The organism is Vibrio sp. AH4 (assembly GCF_030710545.1).
Taxonomy (GTDB): domain Bacteria; phylum Pseudomonadota; class Gammaproteobacteria; order Enterobacterales; family Vibrionaceae; genus Vibrio; species Vibrio metoecus.
Map to the genome: position 1 here is coordinate 302406 of NZ_JALAIV010000001.1, position 20267 is coordinate 322672.

A 20267-nucleotide genomic window follows, 5' to 3' on the forward strand; every position below is an offset into this window, starting at 1 on the left:
TTTACCCGACTTACAGTTGAACACCAGAGAATGACATGAAGCCCAACGCCATCAAGCCAGCGGTGATAAAGGTAATACCCAAACCACGCAGACCAGGAGGAACGTCTGAATACTTCATCTTCTCACGGATACCTGCAAGAGCGACGATAGCCAGCATCCAACCCACACCAGAACCGAAACCGTATACCACAGATTCAGCAAAGTTGTAGTCGCGCTGCACCATGAAAGACACACCACCGAAGATGGCACAGTTTACTGTGATCAACGGTAGGAAGATGCCCAGTGCGTTATACAGAGGCGGGAAGAAGCGATCGAGGATCATTTCCAGAATCTGTACTAATGCCGCAATAACACCGATAAAGGTAATAAAGTTCAGGAAGCTTAAATCTACCCCTTCAGCCAGTGCATCTGGTTTTAGCACTAAGTTGTACACCAGATTATTGACTGGTACAGAGATAGTCAGTACGACGATAACCGCAATACCTAAGCCGAATGATGTCTTAACTTTTTTCGACACCGCCAAGAATGTACACATCCCCAAGAAGAAAGAGAGTGCCATGTTCTCGATGAAAATCGATTTCACCAGCAGACTAATATAATGTTCCATGACAACCTTACTCCTTCGCTTCTACTTGTTCTGGTTTGAACGTACGAATCGCCCAAATCATGAAGCCGATCAGGAAGAATGCTGAAGGCGCGAGTAGCATCAGGCCATTTGGCTGATACCAACCACCGTTGCTGATAAGAGGAAGAATTTCCAAACCAAACAGTTTGCCTGAACCCAAAAGCTCACGGAAGAAACCAACCGACATCAGCACGAAACCATATCCTAGACCGTTACCAATACCATCAATAAATGATGGGATTGGCGCCGACTTCATCGCAAATGCTTCTGCACGGCCCATTACGATACAGTTGGTGATGATCAGACCAACGAATACCGACAGTTGCTTAGAAATATCGTACAGATACGCTTTCAGAATCTGGTCTACCACAATTACTAACGACGCGATAATGGCCATCTGCACGATGATACGTACGCTGTTAGGAATGTGGTTACGGATCAGAGAAACGAAGAAGTTAGACAATGCAGTAACAAACATTACCGCTAGCGTCATAACAAATGCCGTTTCCAGCTTAGTGGTTACCGCCAGCGCCGAACACACACCCAGAACTTGCAATGCAATAGGGTTATTGTCCAAAACTGGGGCTAACACACTCTTTTTCAGCTCTTTTGCGCTAGACATTAGTTAAGACCTCCGTCACGAACTTTTGTCAGGAATGGACCAAAGCCCATATCACCCAACCAGAAGTCGAAGGTATGTTGAACACCATTACTGGTCAGCGTTGCGCCAGACAGACCGTCTACGCCATGCTCAGAACCTTGTGGTGCGCCACCTTTGACAATCTTGATCGCAGGTTTGTGATTTTCATCAAACAGCTTTTTACCAACCCATTGAGCACGCCAAGCTGGGTTTTCAACTTCGCCACCCAATCCCGGAGTTTCGCCTTGTTCGTAGTAGGTCAAACCTGAAACGGTGTTACCGTCAGTTTCAACGGCGACAAACGCGTACATCATTGACCATAGGCCATTACCATGTACAGGCAGAATCACCTTGCTAGTTTTATCGCCATCTTTCACGAGATAAACCACACCAACATTCGCACGACGCTGGATCTTGGCTTTATCTTGTTCAGCCGTCAGCTTAATTGACTCAGAGGCGGCTTTCGCTGCTTTACGTTGATCGTAGTTCGCTGCATCGCCTTCAACAAAGTCACCCGTGCTGAAATCAACCAGACGTGGTTCAATGCTCTTATTAAACAGTTCAACGATTTGTTTGCTGCCTTTCGCTGGAATACCAGCCACTTGCAGAATTTTGCTCTGCTTGTCTAATGCTGCATTCTCTTTTTGCTTATCACGCAGACCGACAGCCGCTGCCGATACAATGATTGAGCACACTAGGCTCAACGCGATAACAACAAACAGCGTCTTTTTAATGCTATCGTTATTGCTTGCCATAGCGCGCTAATCTCCGCTTGATATTTCTCTCTACAACCACGTGGTCAAACAGTGGTGCAAATAGGTTCGCGAATAGGATCGCCAGCATCATACCTTCTGGGTACGCTGGGTTCACGACACGGATCAGTACACACATTACACCGATCAAAATACCGTAAGCCCACTTACCGCCATTGGTAAAAGAAGCTGAAACTGGGTCAGTCGCCATGAAGAACATACCGAATGCAAAACCACCTAAAACAAGGTGCCAATGCCATGGCATGTTGAACATTGCATTGGTATCAGAGCCAATCACGTTAAACAGTGTTGACAGCAGAATCATACCAACCATCACGCCGCCGATAATGCGCCATGAAGCAATGCCCATGTATACGATAAACGCCGCACCAATCATCAGTGCCAGTGTTGAAACTTCACCGATAGAGCCTGGGATATTACCGATGAACGCATCCATCCAAGTAATCGTTTGGCCAGTCGCGTTGTTAATCAGTGCACCTGCACCACCTTGCGCCCATTGGCTCAGTGCTGTTGCACCTGAGAAGCCATCCGCCGCAGTCCATACTAGGTCACCTGAAATCTGTGCTGGGTAAGCAAAGAATAGGAAAGCACGGCCAGCCAACGCTGGGTTAAGGAAGTTACGGCCAGTACCACCAAACACTTCTTTAGCAACAACAACACCAAAGGTAATACCCAGTGCTGCTTGCCACAGAGGCAGAGTTGGCGGAACAATGAGAGCAAACAGGATTGAAGTGACGAAGAAACCTTCGTTGACTTCATGCTTGCGCACCATACAGAACAACACTTCCCAGAAACCACCCACAAGAAACACAGTGGCATAAATCGGCAAGAAGTAAGTTGCACCGAGTAGCATTTTACTGCCCCAACCGGCATCGCTTGACATGGTTCCGCCAAGCATTTCAGTCAGCCAGTAGTGCCAGTTACCCGCTACCATCGCAGCAAGTTGATCACCTGAATACAGATGATTAAGCGCTGTAATCGCTTGGCCGCCAGCATTGTACATACCCCAGAACATCGCTGGGAATACGGCTAGCCAAACCATGATCATGATACGTTTTAGATCAACGCTATCACGAACGTGTGAGCTTCTTTTAGTAACCAGACCTGGTGTATAGAACAGCGTTGCCGCCGCTTCATACAATGCAAACCACTTCTCGTGTTTGCCGCCTGGCTCAAAATGATGCTCGATGTCTTCAAGAAACTTTTTAAGGCCCATGGAAATTACCCTTCTTTCTCGATCTTGTCTAAGCACTCACGCAGGAGCTGACCGTACTCATATTTGCCTGGGCAAACGAAAGTACACAGTGCCAGATCTTCTTCATCTAGTTCCAAAGCACCTAGGCGAATCGCGTTGTCACTGTCGCCAGCACACAGATCACGAAGCAACAAGGTTGGCTCCATATCCAATGGCATCACTTTTTCATAGTTACCAATTGGAACCATGGCGCGATCACTACCATTGGTGGTGGTGGTCATGTTGTACACTTGACCTTTGAACAGATGTCCAAGGAAAGAGCGAGTTACAGAGAACTTATTCTTACCTGGCATTGCCCAACCGAGCAGCTCTTTATCGCGTCCTTCACGTAGGACTGAGACTTGTAAGTGGTAACGGCCTAAATAAGCATGTGGTCCAGTGGCTTTAGTACCAGACAGCACAGAGCCAGAGATAATACGCACTTCACCTGGCATGATTTCGCTATCAACCAGTTGCTCTAGAGACGCCCCCATTACGGTACGAACCAAACGAGGTTTGTTCACAACAGGACCCGCAAGAGAAACTACACGCTGATTGTATAGCTCACCCGTCAAGAACAACTGACCCATCGCGATCACGTCCTGATAGTTGATGCTCCAAGCCACATGGTTTGCACTTACTGGGTAAAGAAAATGCATGTGAGTGCCAACAAGACCTGCTGGGTGTGGGCCGTCAAACACATGTTCTTCAACATTCGACTGCTGAGAACGCGGCAAGCTAGTACCTTTTTTACAAACGTACACTTTGCCTGTGGTCAACGCAGAAAGAACATCAAGACCGGCTACGAAGGCTTCCGATTGTTCATTGATCACGACAGTCGGCTCAGCCGCCAACGGATTGGTATCCATGGCAGTCACAAAAATGGCTTCAGAAGTGGAATCAACGGCTGGAACCTTGCTGAACGGACGAGTACGTAAAGCAGTCCAAAGACCAGATTCAACCAGCTGAGTTTTGATCGCATCGCGATTCAAACTGGCTAATTGATTGGCTTCAAACTTGTCGAATGTCACTTGGTCATCACCCGCCACTTCAATCACTACAGACTGAAGAACGCGCTTAGCACCACGATTGATTTCAACCACTTTACCGCTGACTGGTGAAGTAAACTTCACACCCGGATTCTTCTTGTCTTCAAAAAGAATCTGAGCTTTTTTTACTTCATCACCTACGCGAACATGCATAGTAGGACGCATGCCAACGTACTCTTCGCCAAGCAAGGCGACTTTTTTGATGGCTTTGCCATCACTAATCACCTGGGAAGGAGTTCCTGCGATAGGAAGGTCCAATCCCTTTTTTATTGTAATCATACGCACTTGCACTACTTTTATCGGGAAAAAGATTCTTTCATTGCGCAAATTCGAGGCGCACTCCGTTTGCCTTGTTCTTACAACTGAACAACGCTAGCGGAATCCTTACCTCGGTAGACACGACATTGTTTGTGTCCGTTTTAATGACCTTGGCCATTAAAATCGCAACATCCTTTTAAAAATCCCATCACAAATCATGTGGGGGATTTGTCAGGTGCTGTAGTCTAGCATCTTTTAGGAACTCGATGCCATGACCAATGCCCTGAATCACTGTTTAATTTCAAACGAATCCTGAGTGAAAGGCTAAGAAATCATCATATTTTTGAAGCATCGCACAAACTCATTAAGGCCTATTTTGTGTAGGCTTATCTGTCATCTTGCTGCGCTAAACGCTCGCTTAACTCGATTTACCGCAGTCCATTTGTTTAAACAGTGTTAACAACTTGCTTAAAAAGCGACCAGGGATAATGAATTAATCCTGTTTCATTGAGCGCTTTTTCTTGACCCACCCAAGCACATTGGGCTTTCTGGGATCTCTTTATTCATCTGTTGCCACTCTTCACGAGTATAGGTATGGATAGCCAAAGCGTGAATATGGTTAGCTAATTCGTCAGCCAAGGTTTGATTAACTAAACGATGACGTGCAACCGGACGCAATCCATTAAAGCGATCGCTCACGATAGTGACTTTAAAATGGCTTTCCGAACCTCTTGGCACGTTATGCATATCACTTTCATTAATGACTTTAAAAAAATCTGGCTGTAGCTCGCTACGCAACTTCATTTCAATAACATCTTGAATCATATTGCTTTCCTTGTTGAGCACTTGTGTGTCGACAACATGACAAATTGAGAATAGACCATGGAAGGCCTGACGTGTGGTTAAAAATACAAAAACCTAGGTTTTCGTTTGCTGTTTTATCGCCATCTGAGACAATGCGCCGTCAATTTACTAAAAACACGAGCAATATGAAAACTGAGCTTACCTTGCTTGAGCAAACGCTCACTCTTCATCGTTTCCCTAAACGCAATAATGAAACCCTGCAAGCTTGGGACGCCGGCGATGAGTACCTCATTCAGCATGTCGCTGAACTCAATCTGCCTGATCATCGTCATGTGGTCGTGATCAACGATCATTTCGGGGCGTTGAGTTGTTGGTTTGCAAGACAACATAAAGTCAGCATGATGAGTGATTCCTATATTGCCCACCAAGCTACTCAAGCTAACTTGCAACAAAATCACTGCACCCCAGTGACGATGCTCACCACGATGGATCCAATTCCAAGTGATGCGGATCTCGTGTTATTGCAGCTGCCTAAAAGTAATCGCCATTTGGTTTGGATACTGAGTCAACTGCGTAAAAGCTTGCCCGCTAATGTCCCAATCATTGCTGTCAATAAAGCAAAGGAAATCCACACTTCCACCCTGAGTCTATTTGAAAAACACTTAGGTACTACTACAACATCATTAGCTTGGAAGAAACATCGCTTAGTCTTCAGCTCTGCAACCGTTACCCCCTTGATTGAGGTCAATCAGGATTGTTGTTGGAAGGTTGAACCTTATGCTATCACTCTCGCCAATCTACCGAATGTGTACTCTGGTGAAAGTTTAGATCTGGGTGCCAGATTTATGCTTGAGCATTTGCCGCCCGATCCTGCTTTAGAGGATTTTATTGACTTGGGTTGTGGAAATGGCGTGCTCTCTGTTCGTCTGGGGCAATTAAATCCTCAAGCGTCGATCACATGCGTCGATGAAAGCTTTATGGCGATTGCCTCAGCTCAAAAAAACCTGGCCAACAATCTCGGTGAACGGAGCGCTCATTGTGTGACAAACAATTGTTTAGACCAATTCCCCGCACAAAGCAGTTCGATGATTGTGTGTAATCCGCCTTTCCATCAACAACAGACGATTACAGATCACATTGCTTGGCAGATGTTCTGTGACTCAAAGCATGTTCTGAAAAAAGGCGGGAAATTATGGGTGATCGGCAATCGCCACCTCGGCTACGATGTAAAACTGGCAAGATTGTTTGGCAAAAGCCATGTTAGAGTGATCGCCAACAACAGTAAATTTGTTATCTTACAAGCTATTAAATCTTGAGCCTTGCGGCTGTATGCACAATAAACGAAAGGAATTAACCATGAAAAAACTGGTTCTTGCGGCTTCAATCGCTTTACTTACCGCTTGTTCTGCTCCTCAGCAGACCCAAATCAACGTGACACCTCAAGCAACGTTAAGTCATAACGCGATTGTGAAAAACAGCAGTTTTTCTCTTGTCAGTAAAGACGTGCGCTCGGCGCAGTATGTGGCATTAGTGGACAGCGGTCGTAACAATATCGAGCCCATCCATCCGCGCCAAAATGTTCGCATTACTCTAGAGAATGCGCTGGCTGAACAGTTTGGTTCGCAAGGCTTCCGTGTCAATGTGAACAGTGAAAACACAATTACGCTGGAAATCCAAGAGTTGTTGGTTTCGGTGAAGCACTCCATGATTGAAAACCAAATGGATGGTAGCGTAACACTGGAAGTGACTGCTGAAACTCCAAAAGGCAAGCTAGTAAAGAGTTACAACGGCACTGCTAAGCGCACAGGCATGCTAAGCGCTTCAAATGATGAGATCGAAATGGTCCTCAATGATGTGATTAATATCGTACTCAAAGAGATTGCCAACGATACCGAACTGCAAAGCTATATGCAGGAGCGTTTCAATGGCTAAATCATGGCTGTTGGCCGCCACCGCACTGCTAAGCAGCTGGGTTTGGGCGGGTCCCAAAGTCGCGGTGGAAACCTCGCTTGGCAACTTCACCATCGAACTTAACCAAGAAAAGGCGCCAATTTCAGTCGCCAACTTTTTGCGTTATGTCGATGACGGTAGCTATGTAGGCAGTCAATTTCATCGCGTGATCCCAGGGTTTATGGCGCAAGGTGGCGGTTTTGATGCAAGTATGAATCAGCTGCAAACCTATGCACCGATTGAAAATGAAGCCAGTAATGGTCTGCGTAATGATACTGCGACGATTGCTATGGCTCGCACTCAAAACCCCAACTCGGCGACTCGTCAGTTTTACATCAACTTGGTGGATAATAACTTCTTGAACTACGCGGCACAACCTCCGGGTTATGCCGTGTTTGGTCAAGTCATTGAAGGGTTTGATGTGGTTGAAAAGATGGCTCTGCAACCAACTAAAAATCAAGGCCGGATGCAAAACGTTCCCGTGACACCTATCGTGATCAATAAAGTCACTCGTCTGCCTTAAATCACCTCTTCGCACTCCTCATCGCAGGAGTGCGACTCTCTTTCCGAATCACTCTCATAAAGGACTCGTTATGGTTCAACAGCCCCGGTCCCATTCTTGGCTAGAATTGATTGTTAGCTATTTTGATCGACGCTTGCTGTGGGTATTTATGCTGGGTTGTGCCAGCGGCTTCCCATGGGTATTGATTGGTTCTAACATGACTGGCTGGTTGAAAGATGCCGGACTCAGCCGCACTGCCATCGGTTATTTCGGCAGTATATTTACGGTGTACGCGATTAACTTTCTCTGGGCTCCGCTAATCGACAGAGTCAAGTTACCCATTCTGCACTCGATGCTTGGTCAGCGCCGAAGCTGGATCTTTTTTTGTCAGTGCATCATTTTAATCGGTACTTTGCTGATCGCAGGCATTAACCCTGCCAATAATCTCATACTCACCTCCATGTTTGCTCTGGGGATTGCCATCGCTTCAGCCACGCAAGATGTCGCAATAGATGCCTTCCGAATTGATTCCTTCTCAAAAAGTGAATCGAACAAGCTACCCCAAGCTTCCGCAATGGCGGTGATCGGTTGGTCTACTGGGTACTCTCTGCCAGGCTATTTTGCGTTCGTGAATGCCGATAGCATGGGTTGGAATGGGGTTTACTACATTATGGCAGCAGTGGTTGGGCTATTAATGCTGTTTACTTTGCTGGTCGGTGAGCCACACACTCAGCGAGATCAATTACAGCAACTTGCCGAAGAACGCCACCAACAGATCGTTAGCAATCGAATTCTTCGTTGGTTAACCGTTACGGTATTCGAGCCGTTTATCGATTTTTTCCGACGCAACGGTTTCCGTGTCGCCTTAACACTGTTGTTGTTCGTATTCCTGTTCAAAATCGGCGAAGCTTTCTTGGGTCGTATGTCGATTGCCTTTTACAAGGAAATCGGTTTTAGCAACGAACAGATCGGCTACTACTCTAAGCTGCTCGGTTGGGGTATCACCATTTTGTTTACCTTACTTGGCAGCCTAGTCAATATCAAATTCGGGATTGTGCGAGGCCTGATGATTGGTGGTATCGCTATGGCGTCGAGTAACTTGATGTTTGCCTGGATCGCCAAAGTCGGTCCTAATGAACACCTGTTTTTGGCAACATTAGTCGTCGATAACTTTACTTCGGCCTTTTCCACAGTGGCCTTTGTGTCGTTTCTAACCTTAATGACCGGGCAAGCATTTTCAGCAACCCAGTATGCTTTGCTTGCCTCTCTGGGTAACTTAGGCAGGACAACGATCGCTTCATTTAGTGGAGAATTAGCGGATTACCTTAATGATTGGTCGCTGTTCTTTATTTTGACCGCGGTAATGGTGATCCCGAGTTTGATCATGCTTTATTCACTGCGCCATGACTTTACCTTGATGTTGGAAAAAGCCAAACAGCATAAGGAAGATCCAACACCAGAGGATAACATCGCCCAATAGAGCGCTTATCTATCTTGTTAAATGGACTCAATGAAAGGGAGCCAAGCAGCTCCCTTTCAACTTTCCATGACATCGCCCCAATTAGGGATAGAGCCCTTTGCCAAAGAGGTTAAAGATCCGCGCCACCCCTTGGGTGAACACCATCGGCTCAGTCAGTACCGTTAAACAGAGGCAGTCTTGCCCTTGCGGCGTACGAGGTGAGTGGCAAACTTGCCCGTCATGCTGAATAAAGTCACCCACTTCATAATGACCGTTTTCATCACTGAATCCACCATGCAGCACCAAGGTTGACTCAAATCCCTTGTGAGTATGTTGCGGAATCGAAACACCTTGGCTGATGTACATCAGATTCATTCGTACATTTTCTTCTGATCGCAAAGGTAAACTAAACACTTTGCCGCCATAACTCCGCCACGCTTGTTCTTGTTTCACGAGGCGAGCCAGAGCCTTGGGAATAGCGATCTGCTTACCGTTGACCTTTACCAAGATTGGACACGTTTTTACCGTTATCGGTGCAGTTGGGTGTTGAGGTAACGCCACGATCGAATCAAACATATGTTGCCAATCAGCTTCTGCAGGCAAAGCTGCGGCCAGTGCTGATTGTTGATTGAGCCGCTCACCCAATTCGCCTTCAATTTCATGCACAATATCGCGGCAATGTGGGCAAATCTCTAGATGAGCCGTAATGGCAAGACCATGCGCACAATCTAAATCGCCCTCAACGTAATTGGCGAGCAAAGCATAATCGGGGTGATAACTCATACAGACTCCGCATCCATTGATAATCTTAACTTTTCGACTGCAAGGCGCAGACGTGACTTCACCGTGCCCAAAGGGATATCGAGCATATCAGCCACATCCTGTTGTGGTATTTCCTCTAAATAAACCGCTTTGATCACCTGTTGCTGAGATTCGGGTAATCGGTCAAGAAACTTCCTAACTTGTTCTTTGAGAAGATCTTGTTCTGGGGCGTAGTAGTCAACTAAGTCGGGAGGACAATATTCGTCAGGCCAGATATCATCGGCAAGCACATAGGCATCACGCCCTTTTTGTCGACGTAGCAAGTCATAACTCAGGTTACGCGCTATGGTATAAATCCAAGTCGCTAATGAGCTTTTCTGTCCATCAAATAAACTCGCTTTTTGCCAAACCGTGGCCATGGTTTCTTGAACCAACTCCAGCGCCACCTGCTCACTCCCGACATGCTTCATCACAAACTGCTTCAGTTTGGGCGAGTAATAGCTAAAAACCAGAGCAAACGCCTGCTTATCTCTGGTTTTGACCTTTTCCATACAGTCGAGCCACTCTTGGCGACCAAACGTATGAGGTGATGGATTAAACATAGAAACGCATCCTTTATGACTCACGCAGACACCCTTGCTAGCCTATACGTCAGGGTTACCACTCAAGATCAATCCTAACCAACAAATTTATTCAAGTATCCAAATACGATTCGATGGTACGTTGCAAAAAAGCCAAGGACGCATGGCAATCTGTTTGTCCCACTAATACATCAAATTGATCGTTACTTAAAGGTAGCAGCTCAAGCCAACGTTGACAGACCCAACTCGCATCATCGAAAAAACATAAGCTATGTAGTTCCCCGATTTGTGGAAACTGTCGATACACTTCTTGCAGTTGTTCACCTAAAAAACGCTCCCTCGCTAACAACTCCTGACTCGGCCAATCGGGCAACCACTGCACCGTTGCGATACGTAAGCCATCATACTCAACCCGAACTTTACGAATCACAAAGCGACGCATGCCAACCACGGTGATACCCAGCAGCCCATCGCTTAACGTTTCAAAATCAACGATTTTGACTAAAGTCCCAAACTTAGACAATTCGTTTGCATTTTTATTCGACTTACTATTGAACAAGCAAAGGCCAAATCCACTGCCCGTTTTACTGCATTGAGCCACCATCCGCTGGTAGCGGGGCTCAAAAATACGCAGCTTCATTTTTCCTTCAGGAAGTACGACGGAGCTAAGTGGAAACAACATTATCTCTTCCATTACTCACTCCTTTTCATAAATTCACTTAGGTATACGAAAAGAGTCCATTTGCCGATCACTCACCAAATATGTTGGTTTATCGATCCCCCTATACGTTTGATAAATTCAGAAATAAAACGATAAAGATCACAATAAAAATGCAATTTTATGAAATACAAAATAAGTTCAAAATTAATTGATAAAGGTGTGATTAACATCACTCAATAGGTCTAATTTTGCATCCTTTATCACTTTTAATTGCGATTTTTATCGCTATCATGCCCGCCAGTTGAACGAGCTGCAGTTTAGCGGCCGCCATACACAACACACTTAAAGAGAGTTCCCCTTATGCGTAAATCACTTCTTGCTTTGAGCCTATTGGCAGCAACTTCAGCACCAGTTATGGCCGCTGACTATTCTGATGGCGACACTCACAAAAATGATTTCTCTTGGATGCAATTCAACTTAATGCATGCAATTAATGAGAAGCCTGGGAATAGCGATCATACCTATTTAGAGATGGAGTTCGGTGGTCGTTCTGGTATTTTTGACTTGTATGGCTATCTTGACGTATTCAATTTGACAGATAGCGATAGCAGCGATAAAGCAGGGAAAGACCAGCTCTTTGTGAAATTTGCTCCTCGTATGTCAATTGATGGACTAACAGGAAAAGATCTCTCTTTTGGTCCTGTTCAAGAAATTTATCTAGCAAACTACACAACCCTCGATGGGGGCGCAGATTATAATCTTTATGACAAAGATGGTAATGAGAAATCTAATACTCCAGGATTCTTAACCAAATGGGGTATTGGTTCCGACGTTATGGTTCCGTGGTTTGGCAAGATGCAGTTTAACCTCTATAAAACCTATGACGTAAAAGCAAAAGAATGGAACGGATACCAATTTTCAACTGTCTGGTTTAAACCATTCTACTTCTTTGAAAATGGTTCATTTATTTCTTACCAAGGCTACATTGATTACGAGTTCGGGATCGACAAAGTTCATATCCCAGGAGTTGGTCAGCTAAAATCGTCTCATGGTGGCGCAATGTTTAACGGTATCTACTGGCATAGTGATCAATTTGCTGTAGGTTATGGTTTAAAACTTTACGACGATGTGTATGGTTTAACGGATGAAGGTGTTGCAGGACGTACTTCAGGAGTAGGTCATTACTTAGCCGTAACATATAAGTGGTAATTATCTTTTAGTAAAAATGGCGCGACTTCGCGCCATTTTTTATTGCTTTCAAAACTTCCCTCGCTATCCTTGGCGCATTCGATTTTCAGCAGGGGATAGAGATGAATATTGTGGTACTTGGCCCAGGTGCGGTCGGTTCTCTTTGGGCATTGCATCTGCATCGTGCGGGTCACCAAGTGGCACTCTGGAGCCGCCAATCTCAACCAACGTTAGAGTTACAACTTGACGATGGTGAGCCAGTTCTGTTCAGCAATCAAAACAGAGACACGCTAACCAACGCCGATTTACTGCTGATCACCGTCAAGGCATGGCAAGTGGAAGCCGCACTATTGCCTCTCCTGCCCCATTTGAATCGCGATACTATGCTGTTGTTTATGCACAATGGTATGGGCGCAATCGAAGCCATCAACGAATCTTTGGTTCATTTTCCGGTATTGCTCGCCACTACAACTCACGGTGCTCTCAAGACCACACTCCATCAAGTTTGCCACACGGGTTTCGGCCAAACCCAAGTTGGGCCGTTTAATGCCCTCGGTGCACGGTGTGATTTTATCGCTGATGTTTTACAGCACGCACTGGCTCCAGTGACATGGAATCCAGAAATCCGGCAGGCTCTGTGGCATAAACTTGTAGTCAATTGCGCGATTAATCCGCTGACTGCGATTCATCAATGCCCAAATGGTGTGTTACAAGCCTCAGAATTTCAGCCACAAATCACCGCAATTTTAGATGAGGTGATAGCAGTAATGCAGGCTGAAAACGTGCACAGTGATAAAGTTGTATTGCATGAGTTGGTTTATCAAGTCATCCGAGCGACTGCGGCTAATCGCTCCTCGATGCATCAAGATGTTTTCCACCAACGGCCAACCGAGATAGACTTTATTACCGGCTACGTGGTGCGTAAGGGAGAACAGCATGGTATTGCCACCCCAGTAAATAACCAGTTATATCAGCAGATCAAAACGTTAGAGCAGAGTTGGAGCAAGGCATGAGCAAACGAATTCTAGTCCCCGTTGCCAACGGCAGCGAGGAAATGGAGAGTGTCATTATTGTTGATACTTTAGTGCGGGCTGGCTTTCAAGTCACTATGGCAGCGGTCGGTGACAAGTTACAAGTACAAGGCTCACGCGGAGTCTGGCTGACAGCACAGCAAACACTAGATACCCTCTCTGCGCAAGATTTTGATGCACTGGTGCTGCCTGGTGGCGTTGGCGGCGCACAAGCCTTTGCCAGTAGTGAATACCTACTCACGTTACTGGATGCCTTCCAACAACAAGGCAAGTTGGTTGCGGCGATTTGCGCCACTCCCGCACTGGTTTTCACCAAACAGCAGAAATTTGTTGGCGCACGCATGACCTGCCACCCCAACTTTTTTGACCAGATCCCGAGTGAACGCTTAAGCCGTCAGCGCGTCTGCTACTATGCCACACAACATTTACTGACCAGCCAAGGACCGGGCACGGCGCTGGAATTTGCTCTGGCCATCATAGCACTGCTTGCTGGCGCAGAATTGGCTCAACAAGTCGCCACCCCAATGGCGCTTCATCCTCAACAACTGACCGAACTTTCAGGCTTTATTGATGCTCAATCTTGATGCAATCCGCGCGCAATTTCCGGCGCTGCAACAAACCGTCAACGGCAACCCACTGATCTATCTCGACAGTGCTGCCACTACGCAAAAACCGCAATGTGTGATTGATGCGATCAGCCACTACTACAGCCAGCACAATGCCAATGTGCATCGCGGTAGCCACAGTTTGACGGCGCAAGCCACCAGCCAATTTGAAGGCGCGCGTGAACAAGTCGCACAATTTATTGGTGCGCCAAGCAGCAAAAATATTATCTGGACACGCGGTGCTACCGAAGCACTCAACCTCATTGCGCAAAGTTATGCCCGCAACACATTACAAGCTGGGGATGAGATTTTGGTCAGTGAAACTGAACACCACGCCAATATCGTGCCGTGGCAAATGGTCGCTGAGCAAACGGGCGCGAAAGTGGTCAAAATCCCGATGACAACAAGGGGTGAATTTGGCCTTGCTGCCTTTCGGCAATTGCTGTCACCACGCTGCAAAATCGTTGCCCTAGCCCATATCACCAATGTCACGGGAACTCGCCAGCCGATTGAAGCGGTCATCCAAGCCGCACATCAACAAGGTGCGATTGTGGTGATCGATGGCGCTCAAGGCATAGTCCATGAAACCGTCGATGTTCAAGCGCTGGATGCGGATTTCTATGTATTCTCCGGCCATAAGCTGTATGCGCCAGCGGGCATTGGTGTGCTGTACGGCAAAACAGCGCTTTTAGAAGCGATGCCACCTTGGCATGGCGGCGGCAAGATGGTTGAAAAGGTCTCGTTTGATGGTACAACCTTTACCGGCCTGCCCGGAAAATTTGAGGCAGGCACGCCGAATGTGGCAGGTGCGATTGCCCTCGCTACAGCGATTGCTTGGTATCAGAATCTTGGTCGTGAAGCCGTTGAAGCACACTTACACCAACTGCAACAGCAGGCTTACCAAGCCATTTCGCAAATCGATGATATTCGCGTGCTCGGTTATCAGCCTAACGCCAGTGTGCTGAGCTTAGTGATGGATGGCGTGCATCATCAAGATCTCGCCACCTTGCTCGATCAGCAAGGAATTGCCGTTCGTGCCGGGCATCACTGTGCTCATCCTTTGATGGATGCGTTTGGCGTCAAAGGGACGGTGCGAATCTCGTTTGGGGTATACAACAGCGCAGAAGAGGTAGAACGTTTGATCGCCGCCATTCATAAAGCGGTGGATCTGCTGTAAACCTGAGCATCAATAGCAAAAGAGCCTCATCACGATGAGGCTCTTTTCATTGGAAAAGTAGGTGGTTAGTTCTTGGCCTTAGCCTGAATTGTCGCGACTATCGCTTGCAAGCCATTACCGCGTGATGGGCTTAAATGCGCCAGCAAGCCAAGCTCGGCAAAGTAGTCATCCATAGAAAACGCGCTAATTTCTGCAGACGTTTTGCCATTCAGCGCCGCCAACACAATCGCAATCAAACCGCGCACAATCCGCGCATCGGAATCGGCGCAGAAAAACCACGGCTCACCTTGCTGCTCTGCCACTAGCCACACTTCACTTTCACAGCCAGAGACAAGAACCTGCTCACTTTTCAGCACTTCAGGCATCACAGGCAGCAGTTTGCCCCATTGAATGATCTGGCGATAACGATCTTCCCAACCGTGCAGTGTTTGCATGGTTTCTAAGACGGTTTGTGCATTAATTTCATCACCAAAGGGATGAGCAGGAAATGAACTCATCATGCCCTTACGCCTTCACTTTATGCTTTTGAATGAGTTTATCGACGATGCGTGCTACCGCGACAAAACCAAACGTCGCCGTCACTACCGTCGCAGCGCCAAATCCACTGGCGCAATCCATACGTTTGGGACCTTCCGCGGTGGATTTGGTGGCGCATACTGAACCATCCGCTTGTGGGTATTTGAGTTGCTCGGTCGAGTACACACAATCAATCCCAAATTTACGCGCTGGATTGGTTGGGAAGTTGTGGTGCTGACGCAGGCGGTCTTTGAGCTTTTTCGCCAGTGGATCTTGAATCGTCTTGGTCAAATCCGCCACGGTAATTTGCGTTGGATCGGTTTGTCCACCCGCGCCGCCTACCGTGATCACTTTGATTTTATTGCTGCGGCAATACGCGAGCAGAGAAGCCTTAGCTTTCAAGCTATCAATTGCATCTAACACATAATCAAACGATTTACTGAGATAAAGATGTTGATTATCCGGCGTGATGAAATCATCAACCAAATTGACTTTGCACTCTGGATTGATGAGCTTAACGCGCTCCGCCATCACTTCGATTTTGCTTTTGCCAATCGTACCGGTCATGGCATGGATTTGACGGTTGATGTTAGTGACACACACATCATCCATATCGATCAGAGTCAGCTCACCAATGCCCGTTCGAGCTAACGCTTCAACCGCCCATGAACCTACACCACCAATTCCAATCACACATACGTGCGCGGCACGTAAAATGTCGACTTCGCTATAACCATACAAACGGCGCGTACCACCAAAACGTTGGTTGTAACTGTCGGAGGCAGGAGTATCGAGTTCACGCATAACCACATTTCCACTCTAGCTGAAAAATAAAGAGTGCGATTTATACGCACTCTTCACAAAAATGTCCAGTTTGCTGCCTACGCAATGGAGGCAAAACTATTGTTGTTTTTCTGGCGGCAATGCCCACGGTGCTTGGGTAGGTGAATTTTCTAATCCGAGCTTCCACACTCGGCCAAAGTGCTTATAATGCCCCGCCTCTAGCCCCGCTCGTGGCCCCATGCCGTGATACAAATCAAGATGGTTTTGTTTTACCGCACCACCGGTATCGAGCACGATCAACAAACGCAGTTGATGTGCACCAGACCAAGTACCATCAGCATTCAGTAGTGGCACTTCTGCCAAAATTGGTGTACCCATCGGCAAGATTGAGCGATCCCCCGCGACGGATGCCATGGGCAGTAATTCAATACCTGCACTTCCGGTCACAGGAGCTGCCGCTCGTGGTTTGAAGAACACGAAAGAAGGGTTCTGTTCTAACAGTTCACGCACGGTTGCTTCATCATTAGCGAGTACCCAATCTTTGATCGCTTTGAGCGACATTTTTTCACGTTCAACCAAGCCGCGCTCAATCAGTACCTTGCCAACGCTGACGTACGCTTTGTTGTTTTTGCCCGCGTAAGCAAAGTATTCCAACGTGTCATCATCACCAAAGTGCACAAAGCCGCTACCCTGCACTTCCATAATAAATGGATCGATCAAATTCGCCGCATAGCCTAATTCCAGCCCTTTACCTTCCAGTGCGCCTTGGTAAATTTCCGCACGGGTTGGGCAATTTTTATTGCACTTAGGCAGACTGTACACTGGGTACTTGAATTGATGGTCAGGTTGATGACGCAGTTCAATCACTGGTGAAAAATAGCCAGTAAACAACACGTTGCCTTGTTTATCGCCACCGCCCAATTGCGCAGTTTGAATACCGAATTGAGCGAGTGTTGCTGGGTCTCCGCTTTGCAGCACCCATTCATTGAGCTGTTCGTACAGCGGCTGATAGAGCTTGGCTAACGACGCCGACCCCTGCACCACCAACTCACTTTGCTTGCTGAATTCGGTATAGTCGCGGGGTTTGTTCGATTCAACCACATCGACACGGTTGAGAATTTGCGGGAAGGTTTGTTGCGGGTATTGCTGCGCGCGATCCGTCGATTGTTGTGCACAACCAAATAACAGCGCCAAACTGACAAGAGAAAGAAGACGTTTACTCACAAATGAAGTCCATGGTTTGAGTTTGCCAAGAGGATGACAAAGTCGGCGTCACTGTGCAATTGGCGTTTTGTTAATGGAAGTTTTTTTTCGAATTTTCTGACAATTGATAGACAGGTTGGTAGTGCGCGGATGAGCGTTGCTTCATCTGTTTTTTCTCCAACATGATTTCAAACCGATAAGGTTGCCCATTCACCATAAATTCAAGTTGAGCACCATCGTAGTCAAAATGGGTAGTCACTAACCGTCCATTAAGGATCACGCCCTGCGTGCCAATAGTGATTTTTTGTGCTGAATAGGCTGCCACATTTTGCTCAACCCATACGCCATACAATTCAGACTTTGGAAACCAATGCTCTTGTAATCGACCAAAAATATTGCTGTACAACATAAAGACATAAGCCGTCCCTAACACGGCCAGCAACAGCAGTAAACGCTCTTTGCTCAAGGCTCCATTTTTTCCATTTGCTTGACGTTCCGCTTTCACCATTTCAACTCAACTCATCTTCAGCCCGACTCATCACAACCCGCACAATTCATCGTTTCGTCATCCCACTGTTTTGCATTCGTTCTAATTTGCAGGAACAGGATTTGAAATGGGTTGATTTCTCATCCGGTCATATAAAAAACCGCTTGCTCAAAAAAGAATAAAAAGTCATTATTTGCGCATATTTAAACACCAAGGATGTTCAGCCGTGAAAATTCGCAGTACCGCTCTCGTCAAAGGATTTCGCCAGTCAGCGCCCTATGTTAATGCCCACCGTGGAAAAACCATGGTTGTCATGCTCGGTGGGGAAGCCATTGCTGATAAAAATTTTCCCAACATCATTAGCGACATCGCGTTGCTGCACAGCCTTGGCGTTAAAGTAGTACTCGTGCACGGTGCACGTCCGCAAATCAATCAAATCCTTGAGAAAAATCATCGAGATACGCCGTATCACAAAGGTGTACGGATCACTGATGAATCCTCACTGGGTTTAGTGATGCAAGCGGCAGGGCAACTACAACACGCAATCACCGCACGTCTTTCGATGAGCCTCAACAATACCCCGATGGCGGGAACTCAGCTCAACGTTGTGAGCGGCAATTTCATCATCTCTCAACCACTAGGTATAGATGAAGGTGTCGATTACTGCCACAGTGGACGTATTCGCCGGATTGATGTGGAAGGCATCAACCGCATGCTGGATTTAGGCTCGATTGTGTTGCTTGGCCCGATTGCTAGCTCCGTTACGGGCGAGTGTTTCAATCTGCTTTCCGAAGAAGTAGCGACCCAAGTGGCGATAAAACTTAAAGCCGACAAGCTGATCGGTTTTTGCCCGCAGCAAGGGATCATCGATGCCAAAGGCAACGCGATTGCCGAACTCTTCCCAAGCGATGTAGAGCGCCTCGTCAAAAACATGGAGCAAGAGTGTGCGCCAGATGATGAAGAGTGCTTTAGCACCATGCGTTTTTTGCGCGCCGCTTTAAAAGCATGCCGCGCCGGTGTGCCGCGCAGCCACTTGGTGAGTTACAAAGAAGATGGTGCATTAATCCAAGAGCTATTTTCATTTGATGGTATCGGTACTCAAATTGTGATGGCGAGTGCCGAGCAGATCCGCCAAGCCACGATTGATGATATCGGCGGTATTTTTGATTTGATTCGCCCACTAGAAGAACAAGGCATTCTGGTGCGCCGCTCTCGTGAGCAACTGGAACAAGAGATCCACAAATTCACTATCATCGACAAAGATGGCTTAGTGATTGGCTGCTCTGCACTCTACCCTTATCCAGAAGAACGTATGGCTGAGATGGCTTGTGTCGCGATTCATCCTGAATATCGAGATGGTCACCGCGGCCTGCATTTATTGGTACACACCAAGCATCAAGCCAAGCAAATGGGCATCCGTCACCTATTTGTACTCACCACTCACAGCACGCACTGGTTTCGTGAACAAGGTTTTAATGAGGTCGATGTGGAAGCGCTACCGGTGGCGAAAAAGAGCTTATATAACTACCAACGTCGCTCGAAAATTTTGATGTTGTCGCTTTAAATTCAACAGCTTGAAATACATATGAACGTAAGTGAAAAAAAGATGCAATTTGTTGCATCTTTTTTATTCGATTTTTGCTTTTATTTTGTGCGAGAGATCGGTAGAATGCGCGCGTTTGATTAAATGTTGTTCAACATTTCTTGTCAGGATTTGACGCTTGAGATTTTTCTCAATTCACGCATGGATTGCTTTTACTACTAAATTCAGTATCTAAGAGCAAATCGTCTATGAAAACCGTTATTTGTAATTCTCTACAAAGCTTTTGGGACATGGCTGACGCTGAGTTCCTCTCTGGGCTTGATGTGCACTGTGTATTCCCAGCCAGTGACAACCTAAAAACGTTCCTACTTCAGTCATGTGAACGTTACCAGATTCGCAGCATTACCTTTACCAAAGCGTTTGCGAAAATCTAATA

General features: G+C 46.7%; 23 protein-coding genes. 10 read left to right on the plus strand and 13 right to left on the minus strand.

Features of this window, described 5'->3' with window-relative positions:
- Positions 1-10: 10 nt before the first annotated feature.
- The 6 genes from nqrE to MKA69_RS01585 form a co-directional block, all read right to left on the minus strand.
- Entirely contained in the window at positions 11-607 is a 597-nt protein-coding gene (nqrE, locus tag MKA69_RS01560; RefSeq protein ID WP_000401428.1) for an NADH:ubiquinone reductase (Na(+)-transporting) subunit E, read from the minus strand.
- Positions 608-614: 7 nt separating this feature from the next.
- Complete coding sequence (locus MKA69_RS01565; RefSeq protein ID WP_000092892.1) at positions 615-1247, minus strand: NADH:ubiquinone reductase (Na(+)-transporting) subunit D; 633 nt, start codon at positions 1245-1247, stop codon at positions 615-617.
- Positions 1247-2020 carry a Na(+)-translocating NADH-quinone reductase subunit C gene (locus tag MKA69_RS01570; protein ID WP_055027583.1) on the minus strand — a complete coding sequence of 258 codons (774 nt, stop codon included), beginning with the start codon at positions 2018-2020 and terminating at the stop codon, positions 1247-1249. The genes MKA69_RS01565 and MKA69_RS01570 overlap by 1 nt, the downstream gene beginning before the upstream one ends.
- Positions 2007-3254 (minus strand): NADH:ubiquinone reductase (Na(+)-transporting) subunit B, encoded by a 1248-nt coding sequence (locus MKA69_RS01575; protein WP_000523297.1) that lies wholly within the window; start codon positions 3252-3254, stop codon positions 2007-2009. The genes MKA69_RS01570 and MKA69_RS01575 overlap by 14 nt, the downstream gene beginning before the upstream one ends.
- Before the next feature lie 5 nt (positions 3255-3259).
- On the minus strand, positions 3260-4600 hold the full coding sequence (locus tag MKA69_RS01580; RefSeq protein WP_050418652.1) for a Na(+)-translocating NADH-quinone reductase subunit A: 1341 nt from the start codon (positions 4598-4600) through the stop codon (positions 3260-3262).
- Positions 4601-5083: 483 nt separating this feature from the next.
- Entirely contained in the window at positions 5084-5404 is a 321-nt protein-coding gene (locus MKA69_RS01585) for a BolA family transcriptional regulator (RefSeq protein ID WP_000613863.1), read from the minus strand.
- Positions 5405-5568: 164 nt separating this feature from the next.
- Between MKA69_RS01585 and MKA69_RS01590 the strand changes: the two genes are divergently transcribed.
- From MKA69_RS01590 to MKA69_RS01605, 4 genes are all read left to right on the plus strand, one after another.
- A complete protein-coding gene (locus tag MKA69_RS01590) occupies positions 5569-6699 on the plus strand; it encodes a class I SAM-dependent methyltransferase (RefSeq protein WP_305848216.1) in 1131 nt (376 codons plus the stop codon).
- 40 nt (positions 6700-6739) lie between these two features.
- Positions 6740-7315 carry a YajG family lipoprotein gene (locus MKA69_RS01595; protein ID WP_000737551.1) on the plus strand — a complete coding sequence of 192 codons (576 nt, stop codon included), beginning with the start codon at positions 6740-6742 and terminating at the stop codon, positions 7313-7315.
- Positions 7308-7856, plus strand: a complete 549-nt coding sequence (locus MKA69_RS01600; RefSeq protein WP_305847396.1) for a peptidylprolyl isomerase — start codon at positions 7308-7310, stop codon at positions 7854-7856. Before MKA69_RS01595 ends, MKA69_RS01600 begins: the two co-directional genes overlap by 8 nt.
- A gap of 148 nt (positions 7857-8004) precedes the next feature.
- Positions 8005-9315 carry an MFS transporter gene (locus MKA69_RS01605; RefSeq protein ID WP_304572765.1) on the plus strand — a complete coding sequence of 437 codons (1311 nt, stop codon included), beginning with the start codon at positions 8005-8007 and terminating at the stop codon, positions 9313-9315.
- Positions 9316-9396: 81 nt separating this feature from the next.
- Here the strand turns inward: MKA69_RS01605 and MKA69_RS01610 are convergent, their stop codons facing one another.
- The 3 genes from MKA69_RS01610 to MKA69_RS01620 all read right to left on the minus strand — a co-directional run bounded on the left by MKA69_RS01610 (position 9397) and on the right by MKA69_RS01620 (position 11331).
- Positions 9397-10077, minus strand: coding sequence for a ChrR family anti-sigma-E factor (locus tag MKA69_RS01610; protein ID WP_305847397.1), 681 nt, complete (start codon positions 10075-10077; stop codon positions 9397-9399).
- The gene (locus MKA69_RS01615) at positions 10074-10658 is read right to left on the minus strand and encodes an RNA polymerase sigma factor (protein ID WP_000483033.1); all 585 of its coding nucleotides are present in this window, start codon (positions 10656-10658) and stop codon (positions 10074-10076) included. The genes MKA69_RS01610 and MKA69_RS01615 overlap by 4 nt, the downstream gene beginning before the upstream one ends.
- A 91-nt stretch (positions 10659-10749) precedes the next feature.
- The gene (locus MKA69_RS01620) at positions 10750-11331 is read right to left on the minus strand and encodes an LON peptidase substrate-binding domain-containing protein (protein ID WP_305847398.1); all 582 of its coding nucleotides are present in this window, start codon (positions 11329-11331) and stop codon (positions 10750-10752) included.
- A 327-nt stretch (positions 11332-11658) separates the two neighbouring features.
- Here MKA69_RS01620 and MKA69_RS01625 point away from each other — a divergent pair, with 327 nt between their 5' ends.
- The 4 genes from MKA69_RS01625 to csdA all read left to right on the plus strand — a co-directional run bounded on the left by MKA69_RS01625 (position 11659) and on the right by csdA (position 15299).
- Positions 11659-12507: an outer membrane protein OmpK gene (locus MKA69_RS01625; protein ID WP_055031669.1), complete on the plus strand. Its 849-nt coding sequence runs from the start codon at positions 11659-11661 to the stop codon at positions 12505-12507.
- 101 nt (positions 12508-12608) lie between these two features.
- Complete coding sequence (panE, locus tag MKA69_RS01630) at positions 12609-13499, plus strand: 2-dehydropantoate 2-reductase (protein WP_305847399.1); 891 nt, start codon at positions 12609-12611, stop codon at positions 13497-13499.
- Positions 13496-14101, plus strand: a complete 606-nt coding sequence (locus MKA69_RS01635; protein WP_305847400.1) for a DJ-1 family glyoxalase III — start codon at positions 13496-13498, stop codon at positions 14099-14101. The genes panE and MKA69_RS01635 overlap by 4 nt, the downstream gene beginning before the upstream one ends.
- The gene (gene csdA / locus MKA69_RS01640; protein ID WP_305847401.1) at positions 14088-15299 is read left to right on the plus strand and encodes a cysteine desulfurase CsdA; all 1212 of its coding nucleotides are present in this window, start codon (positions 14088-14090) and stop codon (positions 15297-15299) included. The genes MKA69_RS01635 and csdA overlap by 14 nt, the downstream gene beginning before the upstream one ends.
- A gap of 65 nt (positions 15300-15364) precedes the next feature.
- Here the strand turns inward: csdA and csdE are convergent, their stop codons facing one another.
- The 4 genes from csdE to MKA69_RS01660 all read right to left on the minus strand — a co-directional run bounded on the left by csdE (position 15365) and on the right by MKA69_RS01660 (position 18309).
- Complete coding sequence (gene csdE / locus MKA69_RS01645) at positions 15365-15796, minus strand: cysteine desulfurase sulfur acceptor subunit CsdE (protein WP_305848217.1); 432 nt, start codon at positions 15794-15796, stop codon at positions 15365-15367.
- Positions 15797-15803: 7 nt separating this feature from the next.
- The gene (gene tcdA, locus MKA69_RS01650) at positions 15804-16619 is read right to left on the minus strand and encodes a tRNA cyclic N6-threonylcarbamoyladenosine(37) synthase TcdA (RefSeq protein ID WP_055029125.1); all 816 of its coding nucleotides are present in this window, start codon (positions 16617-16619) and stop codon (positions 15804-15806) included.
- Positions 16620-16715: 96 nt separating this feature from the next.
- A complete protein-coding gene (mltA, locus tag MKA69_RS01655; protein ID WP_055027578.1) occupies positions 16716-17822 on the minus strand; it encodes a murein transglycosylase A in 1107 nt (368 codons plus the stop codon).
- 70 nt (positions 17823-17892) lie between these two features.
- Positions 17893-18309, minus strand: coding sequence for a DUF2850 domain-containing protein (locus MKA69_RS01660; RefSeq protein ID WP_095468758.1), 417 nt, complete (start codon positions 18307-18309; stop codon positions 17893-17895).
- Positions 18310-18514: 205 nt separating this feature from the next.
- Here MKA69_RS01660 and argA point away from each other — a divergent pair, with 205 nt between their 5' ends.
- Together argA and MKA69_RS01670 are read left to right on the plus strand one after the other, a co-directional pair.
- The gene (argA, locus tag MKA69_RS01665; protein ID WP_162174417.1) at positions 18515-19852 is read left to right on the plus strand and encodes an amino-acid N-acetyltransferase; all 1338 of its coding nucleotides are present in this window, start codon (positions 18515-18517) and stop codon (positions 19850-19852) included.
- A gap of 227 nt (positions 19853-20079) precedes the next feature.
- Entirely contained in the window at positions 20080-20265 is a 186-nt protein-coding gene (locus MKA69_RS01670; RefSeq protein ID WP_000859477.1) for a hypothetical protein, read from the plus strand.
- Positions 20266-20267: the final 2 nt, after the last annotated feature.